At 74.5% G+C, this 14,015-nt stretch carries 17 protein-coding genes; 6 read left to right on the forward strand and 11 right to left on the reverse strand.

Annotated features, from left to right (window positions below):
• Positions 1-29: 29 nt before the first annotated feature.
• Positions 30-1,259 (reverse strand): GNAT family N-acetyltransferase, encoded by a 1,230-nt coding sequence (locus ACIP37_RS33020; protein ID WP_363631887.1) that lies wholly within the window; start codon positions 1,257-1,259, stop codon positions 30-32.
• Between the two features lie 110 nt (positions 1,260-1,369).
• Entirely contained in the window at positions 1,370-2,308 is a 939-nt protein-coding gene (locus ACIP37_RS33025) for a DMT family transporter (protein ID WP_363585255.1), read from the reverse strand.
• Between the two features lie 303 nt (positions 2,309-2,611).
• Here ACIP37_RS33025 and ACIP37_RS33030 point away from each other — a divergent pair, with 303 nt between their 5' ends.
• Complete coding sequence (locus ACIP37_RS33030) at positions 2,612-2,875, forward strand: dsRBD fold-containing protein (RefSeq protein WP_063350242.1); 264 nt, start codon at positions 2,612-2,614, stop codon at positions 2,873-2,875.
• Between the two features lie 58 nt (positions 2,876-2,933).
• On the opposite strand, the gene ACIP37_RS33035 is transcribed toward ACIP37_RS33030, so the two are convergent.
• The 5 genes from ACIP37_RS33035 to ACIP37_RS33055 form a co-directional block, all read right to left on the reverse strand.
• Positions 2,934-3,461 (reverse strand): hypothetical protein, encoded by a 528-nt coding sequence (locus ACIP37_RS33035; RefSeq protein WP_400811858.1) that lies wholly within the window; start codon positions 3,459-3,461, stop codon positions 2,934-2,936.
• 191 nt (positions 3,462-3,652) lie between these two features.
• A complete protein-coding gene (locus tag ACIP37_RS33040; RefSeq protein WP_400811860.1) occupies positions 3,653-4,210 on the reverse strand; it encodes an alpha/beta fold hydrolase in 558 nt (185 codons plus the stop codon).
• Entirely contained in the window at positions 4,211-4,540 is a 330-nt protein-coding gene (locus ACIP37_RS33045) for a hypothetical protein (protein WP_400811862.1), read from the reverse strand. It lies immediately after the preceding gene.
• A 166-nt stretch (positions 4,541-4,706) separates the two neighbouring features.
• Complete coding sequence (locus ACIP37_RS33050; protein ID WP_363585249.1) at positions 4,707-5,054, reverse strand: hypothetical protein; 348 nt, start codon at positions 5,052-5,054, stop codon at positions 4,707-4,709.
• Positions 5,055-5,173: 119 nt separating this feature from the next.
• Positions 5,174-6,097, reverse strand: a complete 924-nt coding sequence (locus tag ACIP37_RS33055) for an AEC family transporter (protein ID WP_363631880.1) — start codon at positions 6,095-6,097, stop codon at positions 5,174-5,176.
• A 108-nt stretch (positions 6,098-6,205) separates the two neighbouring features.
• On the opposite strand from ACIP37_RS33055, the gene ACIP37_RS33060 reads away from it, so the two are divergent.
• Complete coding sequence (locus ACIP37_RS33060) at positions 6,206-6,685, forward strand: HD domain-containing protein (RefSeq protein ID WP_363585245.1); 480 nt, start codon at positions 6,206-6,208, stop codon at positions 6,683-6,685.
• A gap of 281 nt (positions 6,686-6,966) precedes the next feature.
• Here the strand turns inward: ACIP37_RS33060 and ACIP37_RS33065 are convergent, their stop codons facing one another.
• Both ACIP37_RS33065 and ACIP37_RS33070 read right to left on the reverse strand, forming a co-directional pair.
• Entirely contained in the window at positions 6,967-7,341 is a 375-nt protein-coding gene (locus ACIP37_RS33065) for a transglycosylase SLT domain-containing protein (protein WP_350879079.1), read from the reverse strand.
• A 541-nt stretch (positions 7,342-7,882) separates the two neighbouring features.
• Positions 7,883-9,484 (reverse strand): carboxyl transferase domain-containing protein, encoded by a 1,602-nt coding sequence (locus ACIP37_RS33070; protein ID WP_400811864.1) that lies wholly within the window; start codon positions 9,482-9,484, stop codon positions 7,883-7,885.
• Positions 9,485-9,774: 290 nt separating this feature from the next.
• Here ACIP37_RS33070 and ACIP37_RS33075 point away from each other — a divergent pair, with 290 nt between their 5' ends.
• Positions 9,775-10,167 carry a ribonuclease gene (locus tag ACIP37_RS33075; RefSeq protein WP_400333744.1) on the forward strand — a complete coding sequence of 131 codons (393 nt, stop codon included), beginning with the start codon at positions 9,775-9,777 and terminating at the stop codon, positions 10,165-10,167.
• 130 nt (positions 10,168-10,297) lie between these two features.
• Here ACIP37_RS33075 and ACIP37_RS33080 read toward each other — a convergent pair whose 3' ends face one another.
• Positions 10,298-11,116, reverse strand: coding sequence for an MOSC domain-containing protein (locus ACIP37_RS33080; protein ID WP_400811866.1), 819 nt, complete (start codon positions 11,114-11,116; stop codon positions 10,298-10,300).
• Between the two features lie 124 nt (positions 11,117-11,240).
• Here ACIP37_RS33080 and ACIP37_RS33085 point away from each other — a divergent pair, with 124 nt between their 5' ends.
• The 3 genes from ACIP37_RS33085 (at position 11,241) to ACIP37_RS33095 (ending at position 12,904) form a co-directional block, all read left to right on the forward strand.
• A complete protein-coding gene (locus ACIP37_RS33085) occupies positions 11,241-11,912 on the forward strand; it encodes a helix-turn-helix domain-containing protein (RefSeq protein ID WP_363585239.1) in 672 nt (223 codons plus the stop codon).
• Positions 11,913-12,018: 106 nt separating this feature from the next.
• Complete coding sequence (locus ACIP37_RS33090; protein WP_363585237.1) at positions 12,019-12,201, forward strand: hypothetical protein; 183 nt, start codon at positions 12,019-12,021, stop codon at positions 12,199-12,201.
• 145 nt (positions 12,202-12,346) lie between these two features.
• Positions 12,347-12,904 carry a universal stress protein gene (locus ACIP37_RS33095; protein ID WP_400811868.1) on the forward strand — a complete coding sequence of 186 codons (558 nt, stop codon included), beginning with the start codon at positions 12,347-12,349 and terminating at the stop codon, positions 12,902-12,904.
• A 27-nt stretch (positions 12,905-12,931) separates the two neighbouring features.
• Here the strand turns inward: ACIP37_RS33095 and ACIP37_RS33100 are convergent, their stop codons facing one another.
• Positions 12,932-13,654, reverse strand: coding sequence for an alpha/beta hydrolase (locus ACIP37_RS33100; protein ID WP_400811869.1), 723 nt, complete (start codon positions 13,652-13,654; stop codon positions 12,932-12,934).
• Positions 13,655-14,015 lie beyond the last annotated feature (361 nt).

Consider the following 14,015-nt stretch of genomic DNA (forward strand, 5'->3'; position numbering starts at 1 on the left):
GGCAGAACCAGTCGGGCAGAACCAGCTGGTCAGAACCAGTGCAGGCAGTGCGGGGCGCGCTCGGCGCTGAAGAGGGCGTCGGCGAGGGCGGCCGCGCCCGGGCGGTGGGCCCGGATGTGCCCGGCGCGCACCAGCGTGCTCGGGGTGGTGCCGCCGAGGTAGACCGAGCCCAGGTCGCTCACGTCCAGGGACAGGTCGGGCTCCCGGTCCGTCGGGACGCACTCGGCCTTCCCGTCCCGGACGGTCAGCAGGTAGCGGCCGTGCTCGCCGAGGAACGGGTCGTCGACGTCGAGGACGAGCTCGCCGTCCACGAACCAGCCGCGCGAGGTCAGCGCCCGCGGGACGTCCAGCAGCCGCACCCAGAGCCAGTCGGTGCTGCTGCTCCCCTCGCCGGCGTTGAAGTCCGCAAGCTGCCAGCGCAGCGGGTGGTCGGACGGAACGTGCTTGAACACGACCTGGGAGACCAGGTCGTGTTCGAGCGCGAACCGGGCCAGGGCCGTGGCGACGGCGTCGTCGGTGGCGATGGTCTCGTCGACCGTCAAGGTGCCGTCGCCGAGCGAGTAGCAGGCGTAGCCGTCCGGGACACCGTCGGCATCCCGGTGGACGGCGACGTAGCGCGACGCCGAGGAGACCGGGGGCCGGCCCGCGCCCAAGGCCCACCAGCGGTGCGGCCGGGAGAGTGCGCCGGGCTGTGCGCGGCGGTACCGGTCGTAGACCGCTTCCAGGATCTCGCCGCACTCGGCCCGCCGCAGCAGCTCGATCGAGCCGGTGCCCGGGCCGGGCGCCGCAGTGTCGGCCGTTCCGCGCGCCCGGGGGAGGGCGAAGGCGGCCTGATGGCGCGGCACCGTCAGCCGCTGCGTGTAGGTCGCCGGTCCGTAGCCGAACCTGCGGTAGATCACGGCCTCGGAGGCCAGCAGTACGGAGAGGAACTCCCCGCGGGCCCGAAACTCGGCGAGCTGGCGCTGCATCATCGCGGTGAGCACGCCCTGGCGCCGGTGCGAGGGCAGGACGCCGACGCCGGTCACCCCGCTGGTGGGGACGAGGGCCTCACCGGGCAGGGTGAGCTCGAAGGTGTACGCGCCGGCGGTGCCGACGGGCCGCCCGTCCGCCGTCACGGCGAGCAGGTTGCGGTCCATCTCGGTCGCCGACCACCAGAGCCCGCCGCCGTCGGCCGGGGTCTCCGGGAAGAGCCCGAACGCGGCATGGAGCGTGTCGACGTAGACGTCGAGGTCCTGATCGGTTGTCGGACGGATCTCCATCGTTACCGCTTCCTCCCCTGGATGACGACGGCACCACGGCCCGTGTGCCTCGCCACAGTGCAGCGTTGACCCGTGGCCCGGTCAAGCGAATTACGCTCCGGCACCGGTGGTCAGGCCGGACCGTTTCCCGGACGGCCTCCGGGGCCTTCCTCGGGCCGCTCGTCCTCCGGTGGCGCCCCGACGCTCTCCGGGGCTTCGCGGACGCTGCCCGGCATCGCCGGGTGGCGGCCGATCACGATCACCCCGACCACGATGGCCAGCAGTCCGGCGGACTGCCAGGCCAGCGCACCCGGCGTGACCCGCAGCCGGTCGCCGAGGAAGCCGACCGCGCAGGCGATCCCGGACAGCGGCTGGGCGGCGGTCAGCGCCGGCAGGGACATCCGCAGCGGCGCGGCCTCGAAGGCGCTCTGCACCAGCAGCAGCCCGACCACGCCCGCCGCCACCACCGCGTACGGCTGCCAGCTGCGCAGCACCGCGTCCAGCCCGCTGTGGTCGAGGCGCTGGGTGGTGGTGCGGGTCAGCGCGTCCTGGAGGCCGTAGAGCAGACCGGCGGCGAGGGCCAGCAGGGTGGCCTCCTCGAACAGCGGCAGCCGCCGGGCCAACGAGACCAGAAGCAGGGTCAGCCCGACCACCGTGCCGACCACCAGCCAGTGCCGCAGTTCCCCGGCGGGCGCACCGCCGCCATTGGGCCGGCCGGCCACGATGAACGCCGTCACCCCGAGGCCGAGCAGCAGCACCCCGGCCCAGCCCGAGCGGCCGAGGGTCTGGCGGGTCAGCACCCGGGAGAGCGCCATGGCGAACAGCAGGTTGGTCGCGAGCAGCGGCTCGACGAGCGAGACCTCGCCCTGGTTGAGGGCGAGCGCGGACAGGATCAGTCCGCACACCATGAACCCGGTGCCGAGCAGCCACTCGGGCATCCGCATCAGGTCCAGGAGCAGCCGCCAGTGCAGCAGGTCGGCACGGGGCGCCCGCTGCGCCGCGTGCTGCTGGAGGACGAAGCCGAGGCCCAGGCAGCAGGCGGCGCCGAGGGCGAGGAGGAAGACCGCCACGGAGGGACCACCCGGTTGTCACTGCCCGCGCCGCGCCGGCGGGTCCGGGTTCGGTCGGCGGTCGCGGCGCGCTTCCGTCAGCGTACCGCCGGGGCGGCGACGCGGCCCGGCCGGCGGCGGAGAGCAGCCGCGGCCGGGAGACCCGTGGTGGGGGAACTGGTTCCCGGTCGGGTCCGCAGCCCCGGGCCGGGCCCGCTTGCCGCCACGGGCCGGACGGGCGCACGCTGGTGTGAGCGGCCGCCACGGCTCACCGTCCGTGCCGGTCCGGACAGGCGCGAGGGGGCCGCTGCCAGGAGGTGTGGCATGCACAACCAGTGGGACGTGGAGCTGAGCTTCGAGGAAGACGGAGTGCACACGGCGTGCGAGGCCAGACTGACCGGTGCGCGGGCGCCGGGCTTGCGCGCCCACGGGGAGTCGATGAAGAGCACGGACGACCGCCCGCTCGCCAGGATCGGTGAGGAGGTCGCGGCCTCCCGAGCCCTGGAGGAGCTGTCCCGCAAGCTGCGGGCGCAGGCCACCGGGGAGATCGACGACGAAGGACACCGCCCGGGGTACCTGATCTACTGATCCCCGCCCCCGTCGGCCGTCCCGCGCTCGCACGGGACGGCCCGGGACCACGCGGACGTCAGGACCAGGGGTTGGCCGGCTGGTCGTTGATCGCCGTCCAGAACCGGGTGCCCGCCGGGAGGGTGCCGGCCGCCCAGAGCGACCAGCCCTGCCCGTCGTGGAACTCGGCCATTCGCCAGCCGGCGCCGAAGGAGTCCTCGCAGAGCCCGTCGGCGTCGTCCCGGCCGCTCAGGTCGGACCCGGCCGTCGGGGCCGTCGCGGCGACCTCCCCGCCCGCCCAGCTGTGGAAGCCGGCGGTGGGGATCCCGGTGGGGGCCGGGCGGCCGTCCTGGTGGAGGCAGAGCACCGGCAGTTCGGTGTCGGCGGCGGTGTCCCCGAGGTAGGGGTTGCTGGCGCCGTCGGTGCCGACGTGCACCACACCGGCGCGCTGTTCCAGGGCGGTCCAGGTCAGCCCCGGGTGTTCGCCCGCCGAGGCGGCGACGGCCGGCCCGTCACGGTCCACGGCGGACGCGCTGCCCGGGGTGACGGCCAGCGCGGTGAGCGCGAGCAGCGCCGCGGGGGCGAGGCGTCGGACGAACGCGGGCATGGCTGCTCCGTGAGGTGTGAGTGGGCCGACGTGGCGGTGTCAGTCTGCCAGCGCCAAGTCGAGTGCGGTACAAGGGATTTGGCGACGCTGGCGAGTTCGGGCCAATCCGTCGCCGGCGGCTTGTGCGCAGCGGCCGGGCAGGGCCGGTTCGCCGCGGGCGTGGCGCCCGTGCCGTCCGAACGGCCCTGCCGTCAGCCGCGGGGGGCGGCGAGGAATCCGGTCAGCCGGGCGTTGACCTCCGCCGCGCCCGCCATGGGCAGGTGGTGGTGCGAGAGGCCCGGCAGGACGGCGACCGTCGCCTCGGGTAGGGCGCGGCGGGCGGCCTCGGCGACCCGGGGGGCGTGGTGGGTGCGGCTGTGTTCGGCGAACAGGGCGAGGGTCGGGGTGGTGAGGGAGCGCAGCCGGTCGAGGCCGGGGCGGGGGCCGGTGACGACGCGGGTGGCGGGGAAGTCGGCGTATCCGAGGGCGTAGACCTCGCGCCAGCCGGGGTCCGGGCGGGGGCCGCCGCCGGCCTCCCAGCCGAGGTAGGCGCGGGCCCGGGCGGCGGTGCGGCGGGGGAGGAAGAGCGGCAGGGCGTGCAGCAGGTAGTCGGGGCGGAAGCCGGCGAAGCACTGGGTGGGATCGAGGAGGGCGAGTCGGCCGACCCGGGCGGGCGCGTGCAGGGCGTACTCCAGGGCGATCCAGCCGCCGTAGGAGTGGCCGCAGAAGTCGGCCCGGGGGAGGCCGAGTTGGTCGAGGACGGCGTCCAATCAGCCGAGCAGCCCGGGGACGCCGGCGAGCGGGGCGCCGTCGTGGACGCTGCGGCCCGGGTCGCCGATGAGGTCGGGGGCGAGGACGCGGTGCCCGGCGGCCGTCCACGCGGCGACGTTGGCGAACCACATGGTGGAGGTGGCGCCGCCGCCGTGCAGCAGGACGAGGGGGCGGCCGTCGGACGGGCCGCAGGCGTTGATCCGGGTGGTGCCGTGGGGCGTTCGGACGGTGAGGTGCTCGACCTGGACGGGCCAGCGGGCCAGCAGTGCGTCGTAGGCGGTGAGGAAGGCGGCGGTGCGGGCGGGGGAGGGCGTGGTGCGGGCGGACATGATGGGACTCCGCGGGGGTGAAGGCAGCGCCCGGCCGATCTGCGGGCGCTGATCCAACTGATGGACGCCTCCCGGGCCGGCCGGGTGGTGACCCCGGCCGGCCCGGGGAGGCGTTGGGATCGAACTCGGCGGGCACCACCGGTCTGGGGGAGTGACCGGCGGGGCGTCAGAACCAGGTCTCGCCGTAGTGCGGCCCGGGGTGGTCCTCGCGCAGCAGACAGATGTTGGGGTCGCGCGGCGGCTCCGGCCCCTCGTACGGGCCGACGGCCGGGCAGCGCGGCCCGACCTCGACCAGGTACTCGGGCCAGGACGCCCAGTGCAGGTCGAAGCCGACGCCCTGGACCAGCGCGGAATGGGTGCCGCCGTGCCCGCCGGCGAGGTCGCAGCGCAGGCGCGGATCGATCAGGAAGGCACCGCGCGGAACGGTGTTGTAGTGGTCCACGTCCGTCTGCGGCAGCGTGACGACGGACGGACAGTGGTGGAACTCTGCGGAACGAAGGTCCGGTTGGCTCATGGGCGCCAGCATTCCACCGGGAGTCCGACGAGGGCCCCGGTTCCCCGCTTTTGTACGGCTCGCGGGGGACAACTGTCGTGCCGTGTACGGGTGGTCGTCACCTCTCCGGAAGGCCCCGGCTACGCGGCGAGGGACCAGCTGATCACCGACAGGGTCGCCATCGACGCCAGGGTCGACCAGAGCACCGAGTCCCGGGCGAGCCCGGTGCCCTGGCCGTACTCGCGGGCGTAGACGTAGACGTTCTGCGCGGTGGGCAGGGCGGAGAAGAGCACCACGGTGAGGAGTTGGTGCGCGGGGAGGTGGAGCAGCGGGCCGGCCACCGCGAAGGCGACCAGCGGCTGTATCAGGGTCTTGACCGCGACGGTCAGCCCGACCTCGGCGTGGCGCGAACGGCCGGTGGCCGGCGGGCGGTTGTGCAGCGACATGCCGAGGGCGACCAGGGCGGTCGGCACGGCGGCGCCGCCGAGCAGTTCGCAGGAGCGGTTCAGCTCGGCGGGCAGGTGAAGCCCGCAGGCGGAGGCGGCGGCGCCGAGCGCGGTGGCCAACAGGATGGGGTTGCGCAGTGGCAGGGTGAGCAGGGCCCGGCGGCCGGCCGCGCCGCCGTCGAGGACGGTCAGCACCGCGGGCGTGACCACCAGGATCTGGAACAGCACCACCGGTGCGACGAAGGAGGCGTCACCGAGGAGCTGCATCGCCACCGGGATGCCGAGGTTGGCCGAGTTGACGTACCCGCAGGCCATCGCGCCGATCGCCAACTCGCCGGTCTTGCGCCGGAACAGCAGGCGCCCGGCGAGCAGCCCGAGGCCGATCGAGACGACGGTGCCGGCGGTGAAGGCGAGCATCGAGGGGTTGGCGAAGTGGTCCAGCGGGGTGCGGACGATCATCAGGAACAGTGAGGCCGGCATCGCCACGTGGAAGACGAACCGGTTGAGCACCGGCTCCGCGTGCGGCCCGAGCAGCCCGGTCCGGCCGACCAGGTAGCCGACCCCGGTCAGTGCCCAGATCGGGGCGAATCCGGACAGCAGGGGGTGCAGGGATGGCATGGTTCCTCGGATCGCTCGGACGGTCTGCCGGGTGGGCCGGGGGTCTCCCGCCCCGGGGCAGTAAACCAGTGAGCGTGAACGGGGAGACCACGGGCCTACGATGAGCCGATGGAGCCCGAGAACGCGCCGATGGAACCCGAGTACCTGAGCCTGGCCGAGGTGGAGGCGATCGCCCGGCGCGCGCACGAGGGGCAGGTCGACAAGAACGGCCACCCGTACGGCGAGCACATCGCGGCGGTCGCACACGGGACGGCCGCGCGCGGTGGCAGCGACGCCCAGATCGCGGCGGGCTGGCTGCACGACACCGTCGAGGACGACCGGTTGAGCCGGGAGTGGCTGGCGGGGGCCGCGTTGTCCGAGGCCACCAAGACGATCGTGGACGCGCTCACCCGCCGCCCCGACGAGCCGGTCGAGGCGTACACCGCGCGGGTCCTGGCCACGCCGGGCGCGTTGCTGGTCAAGCGTGCCGACCTCGCCCACAACTCGGACCCGGCCCGGCTGGCCGCGCTGGACGTCGCGACCGCCGAGCGCTTGGCCGCCAAGTACGCGCGGATGCGGGAACTGCTCGGGCTCACCGGCGAGCTCTGAGCGACGGGGCGCGGCCCGGGCGTCCGGACGAGGTGAGGGCGAGGCGGGAGCAGACCGGACGAGGCGGGGGCGGGCCGGACGAGGCGGGGGCGGGTCGGGCGAACGGCGGGAGGCGCCGCGCGACCCGCGAGCGGTGTGCGGGAACCACGAGAGGGCCCGGGCCACGCGGATCGCGCGGGCCCGGGCCCTCTGGGGTCACCCCGGTGATCCCTGTCCGACCCCCGGGGTGAGGGGGGAGTGGTCAGGATGCGGGTGGAGTCCGGTGAGCCGAGGTGGTCGGCTTAGTACCAGTGGTTGGCCTGCCAGAAGGTCCAGGCGGCGTTCGGGCTGCCGTAGCGGGAGTTCATGTAGTCCAGCGCCCACTTGATCTGGGTGGTCGCGTTGGTCTTCCAGTCGGAGCCGTGCGTCGCCATCTTGGAGCCCGGCAGCGCCTGGGCCAGGCCGTACGCGCCCGAGCTGGCGTTGGTCGCGGTCACGTTCCAACTGGACTCGTGGGCGATGATCTGGCTGAAGGAGGCCAGCTGGTTCGCCGGGACGATCTGGGCGGCCACGGCCTGCGGGGACAGGGTGGCGGCGTTCGCGGTGGCGGGCAGCACACCCGCGCCCAGGGCGGTCAGACCGGCGGCGCCGGCGAGAATCGCGGCGGAAGTGCGCATGCGGAGCTTGAAAGTGGGCATGAAGAACAAGACCTCAATCGGGTTGGGCCGGGTCACGCCCCGCCTTGGACCATGGCCGGACAGGGGCCGAAATGGTCGTGGGGCGTGACCTGGCAGTAAGTCGCTACCGGCGGGACAGGTGCCGGTGCGGCTGACGACTGAGCCATTGTTGGCATGCCGGATCGGGCGTCGCCAAGACCCCCTTGTTACGACCCCCGGTCGTACGGGGGGCGGCCGCCGTGGATTCGAAGGGTCGGTTGCGCGGAGCGCGCCGACCGGCGGTGACCTGCGCGAACGCCCCGTCGGCGGGGCGGGGCGCGGGTGCCCGGGACTTGCCACTATCGCCCGTCGTGGACCGCATTCCGGTGTGAGCGCACTCACCGTTTGGGCCGCTGAGGCCGTCACCCGCCGGTCTGCCGCCGGCACGTTGGGTACAGACGATCTCGCCGCCGTTGAGACCGGCGCCACACCCGTGGGGGCCCGGGGGAGATCGTCGGGCCCCGGCGGAGACCGGCGGAGATCGGCGGGCCCCACCGGGGGTTCAGCGGAGGTCGCCGAGCCGGCGGTGACGCAGGGCCCGCGCCGCGAGGCGGTCCGGTTCCGGCAGCGCCGCCAGCCCGCCGAGCGCGGCACCGACCGCCCGTCCCAGCCGCGCGCAGAACGCCTCCGGCTCGTCCGCCGCGTCCGGCCGCTCCTCGACCACCTCGTCCACCAGCCCGACCTCCGCCAGGTGGCCCGCGCCGATGCCCTGGGAGCGGGCCAGCTCGGCGGCGTGCCCGCCGTCCCGGTGGACGATCGCGGACGCGCCCTCCGGTGGCAGTGGCGCCAGCCAGGCGTGCCCGGCGGCGAGCACCCGGTCGGCCGGGAGCAGCGCCAGCGCGCCGCCGCCCGAGCCCTGGCCGAGCAGCACCGCCAGGACGGGCGTGCGCAGCGCCAGCAGGGTGGTCAGGCAGTGCGCGATCTCGACCGCGATCCCGTCCAGCTCGGCCTGCGCGGACAGTTCGGCCCCGGCCGTGTCGACGACCGTGACCAGCGGCAGCCCCAGTTGCTCCGCCACCCGCGCGGTGCGCCGGACGGCCCGCAGGTCGGCGGCGGTGAACGGGCGCTCGTGCTCCGGGGTCTGCCGCTGCTGGCCGACCACCAGGACCGGCCGACCCCCGAGGACGGCGAGGGCGCGGACCAGCGCGCCGTCCCGCCCGCCGGGGGCGTCCAGCAGCACCAGTTCCTCGGCGGTGTGGCGCAGCAGCTCGCGGGTGCCCGGGCGGTCGGGGCGACGGGTGCGGCGGACGGAGTCCCAGGCGTCGGGGTGTTCGGCGGCCCCGTCGGGGGTGGGGTCGGGAGCGAGGCCGGGGCCGGGACCGGGGGCGCCGGTGCCGCTGGTGTCCGTGCTGCCCGGGGCGGGCGCGGTGGTGGCGAGGACGGCGAGCGTGCGGCGGACCAGTTCGCGCAGGTCCTGCGGCGGCACGACGGCGTCCACCAGGCCGCGTCCGGCGAGCGTCTCCGCCCGCTGCACGTCCGGGGGCAGTTCCACGCCGCGCAGTTCCTCGTACACGCGCGGGCCGAGGAAGCCGAGCCGGGCGCCCGGCTCGGCGAACACCAGCTGGCCGAGCGTGCCCCAGGAGGCGAAGACCCCGCCCATGGTCGGGTTCCGTAGATAGGTGAGATAGGGGAGACCGGCTGCGCGGTGCGCCTGGACGGCGGCGGTGATCCGCAGCATGCACAGGAAGGCCGCCGACCCCTCCTGCATGCGCGTCCCGCCGGAGACGGGCAGGGCGAGCAGTGGCAGCCGCTCGGCGGTGGCGCGCTCGACGGCGCGGGTGATCCGCTCGGCGGTGGCCACGCCGATCGAGCCGCCGAGGAAGCCGAACTCGGAGGCGACCAGCGCCACCGGCCGCCCGCCGACCAGGCCGGCACCGGTGAGGACGGCCTCGTCGAGACCGGTGCGTGCGCGGGCCCGGTCGAGCGAGGCGCGGTAGCCGGGGTCGGCCTGGTCGGTGGGCGGGTCGGCCGGCGGCTCGTCCCAGCCCTGGAAGGCGCCAGGGTCGACCAGCAGTCCGATCAGCTGCCGCGCGGTCAGCGGCGCGCCCGTGGCTGTGGCCGGGTGCGGTCCCGTGCCCGCGCTCGTGTTCGTCCCCGTGTTCATGCCCACCCCGTCAGCGGTCGTTCCGGTCCGACATGATCCGTCACTCTATGCGGCGCGACTGGAGCGGGGAGCGAACGTGAGGAAGCTGTGAGGAGCCGACAGCGGTCGGGTTGCTAGTTCGACGGCGGTCGACCCATGGGGTGTCCGGGCGGTTCGTGGACGGCGCCGGCCGGGCTCGGGTCGGAGCTGGGATACGGCTCAAGTCGCTGGTCAGACAGGTGAGTTACCCGTCGGTTAATAGTTTGTCGCAGGGCTTCCGGAGTTGTCGGTGGCTGGTCACACTGGTGGGCATGACCCGCACTCTACGCGCGTGGAAGACCCGCGCTGCCGCCGTCACCGCCGTCGCCCTGATGACCCTCGCGCCCGTCGCCGTCGCCACCGAGGCGCACGCCGACGTGAGCGGCACGGTGTGTCTGTCCGCCCTCCCGCCCGAGGCGACCGACACCCTCAACCTGATCGCCACCGACGGGCCGTTCCCGTACTCCCAGGACGGCGTCGTGTTCCAGAACAGGGAGCACGTCCTGCCCAGCCAGTCCAACGGCTACTACCACGAGTACACCGTCATCACGCCCGGTGCCCCGACCCGCGGCACCCGCCGGATCATCACCGGCCAGGCGACCCAGGAGGACTACTACACCGGTGACCACTACGTCACGTTCTCGCTGATCGACCAGGGCTGCTGACACGCGCCCCACGCCCCTCCCGGCCCCGGCGCACGTCTCCGCCGGGGCCGCCGGAACGACGGGCCCGCCGGATCGCCGGATCGCCGAGGGGCGGCCCCCCGCCCGCCCCGGCGGCCCGCCGCGACCGGCCTCAGAGCTCGGACGGCGCCCAGGCGTCCACCACCAGCTCGTCCCCGACCCGCAGCGTGCCGGGCCGCAGCACCGCGAACTTGCTGCCGAACGCGACCCCGCCGACCGCCGCCCGGCGGTAGCCGGCCAGCGTCCGCAGCGGCTCCGGACCGGCCTTCGCGCCCGTCGACTGGTCGACCAGCGTCACCGAGCAGCGGATCGCGAGCTTGGCATAGGCCAACTCGGCGCCGCCCACGGTGATCCGGCGGGCCAGGTCCTCGGTGTGCGGTTCGTCCCAGCCGTCCACCACCAGGTTCGGGCGGAACCGGTCCGCCGGCACGGGGAGTCCGCCGCTCAGCGCGTTGAAGCGCTCCAGCGACGCGCGGGACAGCAGGTGCACCGCGCAGCTGTCGGCGTAGCCGGACGTGCCCGGTACCAGCCCGTCGGTCACCCGGTCGTGCTCCGGCGGCACCCGGACCAGCCGGCTGCGGGCACCCAGCACCCCGGACAGCCAGCCGGCCACCTCCTCGCCCTGGTCGATCCCGAAGAACGGGGCGCCGAACAGCTGCACCGCCCGGCGCGGACCCTCGGTGTCCACGGCGACGGTCACCGGCTCCACACCCGGGGCGTCGAGGGTCAGCCGGCGGCCATCCTCCCCGACCGTCGGGCGGACCGTGGCCAGCAGGCGGTCCCGGCGCTGGGAGCGGAACACCCCGTCCTCGTCCACCACCATGAACGCCCGGTCGTGGGCCAGCCCCGCCGGAGTCAGCTCCGCCCGCGCCACCTCGACCCCGGCGCACCCCTTCACCGGGTAGTACCGCAACTCCACCACTTCGGCCATGGCCGCCCCCTCGACTCACCGCGGCCCCTCGCGAGCCGCTCCGGACCCCTCGCGGAATCAACGCCTCCGTAGGGTAGTTGACCGCCGCCCGACCACCCGCCCCCGGGATTGCTAGGGTCGGGACATGGCACCGAGCAGCGCGAACCCCCCGGGAAGGCTCCGGCGCGACGCCCAGCGCAACCGCGACCTGCTGCTCGCCGCCGCCCGCGGCATGTTCTCCCGGCACGGCCTCGACGTCCCGCTGGACCAGATCGCCAAGGAGGCCGGCGTCGGCAACGCCACCCTCTACCGCCACTTCCCGACCCGCGAGGCGCTGATCGGCGAGGTGTTCGCCGACGCCGCCGTCGGCCTGGCCGGGGCCGGCGAGGAAGCCCTCGCCGCCGAGGACGCCTGGACCGCGCTCGAACACTACTTCGAGCGCATCTTCGAACTCGTCGCCGCCGACCGGGGCATCAACGACCTCGTCACCCAGGCCATCCCCACCATCCCCGGCATGATCGAGATCAGCCGCCGGAACGCCGCCACCGTCGGCGCCCTCATCGCCCGCGCCCAGGACCAGGGCACCATGCGGCGCGACGTGGTCACCATGGACCTGCTCTTCCTGCTCGGCCCGCTCTGCCGCGCGCTGCCCGCCACCACCGACCTGCGCCCCGACCTCTGGCGCCGCTACCTCGCCCTGCTCCTCGACGGCTTCCGCACCCAGGCCACCCACCCGCTGCCGGTCCCCCCGATCGGGGAGGAACACCTGGACCGGATGTTCGCCGACCTCTGGGAAGCCGAACCACCGGAGGGATAGGCAAGCCGTTTCACACCGGGAAACGGTCGGCCTTCACCAGAGTGCCGTGACGAGGATGGAGGAGGATGTCCGGACTGCCCGTTGCGCTGCGGAGAGGTCACTGACGATGGCTGCGTACGTGCTGATTCCCGGGGCCGCGTCCGGCCCGTGGTACCGGCACCTGCTGGAGGCCGAACTGCGCCGGCGGGGCCACGACGTGGTGGCGGTGATGCCCGGTGACCACTGCCCCATGCCCGGCCACCCCGCAGCGCTGGCCGACCACCTGGAGGCGTACCGGACCGCGTCGTAGCGACCCCGGGGCATCAGGGACACGTACGGAACACCCGCGCGCGCGTCAGAGGCGTGTCAACGGGCGCCGGAGGTGCGGTGCCGGCCCGCTTTGCTGGAGGACGACAGCACAGCACGGCGGTACGGACCGAGAGGCGGGGCGCACCATGGCGGACAGCGAGATATCCGGCGCGGACGGGGCAGCGGAGCGGGCCGACCGCGCGGGCCGGATCGTCGTCGGCGTCAGCGGCTCGCTCGGCAGCCTCGCCGCCCTCCACCACGCCGTCACCGAAGCCCACCGCACCGACGCCGAGGTCCTCGCCCTCCTCTGCTGGACCTCGCCCGGCGAAGAGATCGGCTACCGCCGCACACCCTGCCCGGCCGCCATCACCGCCGGCCGCGACGCCGCCGTCGCCCGGCTCCGGCAAGCCCTCGACGAGGCCTTCGCCGGCCGCTACGCCGGAGTCCGGCTGCGCTGCCAGGCCGTCCGCGGCGACACCGGACACACCCTGGTCCGCTTCGCCGACCACCCCGACGACCTGCTCGTCCTCGGCGCCGGCAGCAGCCGCGGCTGCCTCTCCCGGGCGCTGCGCCCCTCCGTCACCGCCTACTGCGTCCGGCACGCGAGCTGCCCCGTCCTGGCCGTCCCCCGGCCGCCGCTGCAGCGCGACCTGGAGGCCATGGAACGCGGCCACGGCCTGCGCTCCCTCGTCGCGGGGCGGTAGGCCGCGCCCTGCCCGCTGTGCCGCTACCTACGACAGCCCGGCGGCCTCGGCGAGGACGGCGGCGGTCCGGCGGCCGGCACGCAGCACCGCTTCGGCGGTGGTGGGGAGGCAGCGGTCCGCCTCGGCGTCGTACACGGTCATGATGACGCCCGCGTGGTCGGTGGCGGGTTCGAGAACCCGTACCGCGGACATCTGCTTTGTCAGAGCAGCGCTCAGTTGCCGGGTGTGCTCGATGTCCAGCACCCCGTCCTCCGTGCCGTGGACCAGCCAGAGCGGGACGGGAGAGGGCTGCTCGGCCAGCAGGTCGAGAGGGGCGTCCCCGGTGGTGATCGCCAGGCGGGCGTAGCTGGAGGAGATGCCGACGGCGGCGATGGGACGCCGCTCGGCGGGGGTGTCGGGGTGGGTGGCCACGGCTATGGCCTCCCGGCCGCCCAGCGACCAGCCGGCCAGGACCAGGCGGTCCGGGTCCCCGCCGTACGCGGCGGCGGTGCGGCGGGCGTGGGCGAGCGAGGCGAGCAGCTCGGCGCGGCCGCCGTCAGGCCGGTCGGAGCGCCAGTCCGGGACGAGCACCAGCAGGCCGAGCCCGGCGGCCTCCCGGGCGAGCGGCCGCAGCACGTCGCGCTCGTCGGGGCCCCGGCCGTGCCACAGCAGTACGACGGGCGCGGGCCCGGCGGTGTCGGCGGGCGGGCGGTGCACGTCCATGAGCCGTCCGTCGGCGTACGGGGTGGCCTCGGGTTGAGCGCTCGTCATGCGGGGTTCGCCTCCGGTTCGGTGATTGATCACGGAGCTGGTACTGTACTTCTCGTCGCGAGGGAGATGATTCCTCGTCAGGCGTCAGTGGTGCTACCAGAGCACGTCCTACTTTCAGTAGGAAGAGTCCGTGCGATCCGGGCCTGGCGCTCCAATTGTCGGACGGGGTCCGGTGCCTTTCAAAGGGTGCCGGGCCTTGTTTGCTTTTGGGGTGCGGGTTGGTCGGGGTTCGGTGTGTGGGTGTGGGGCTGGTATTGTTCTGGGTGTCGCGAGGGAGATGATTCCTCGTCAGGCGTCAGTGGTGCTACCAGAGCACGTCCTACTTTCAGTAGGAAGAGTCCGTGCGATCCGGGCCTGGCGC

Origin of the sequence: Kitasatospora sp. NPDC088861 (genome assembly GCF_044750105.1) — a bacterium.
Taxonomy (GTDB): domain Bacteria; phylum Actinomycetota; class Actinomycetes; order Streptomycetales; family Streptomycetaceae; genus Kitasatospora.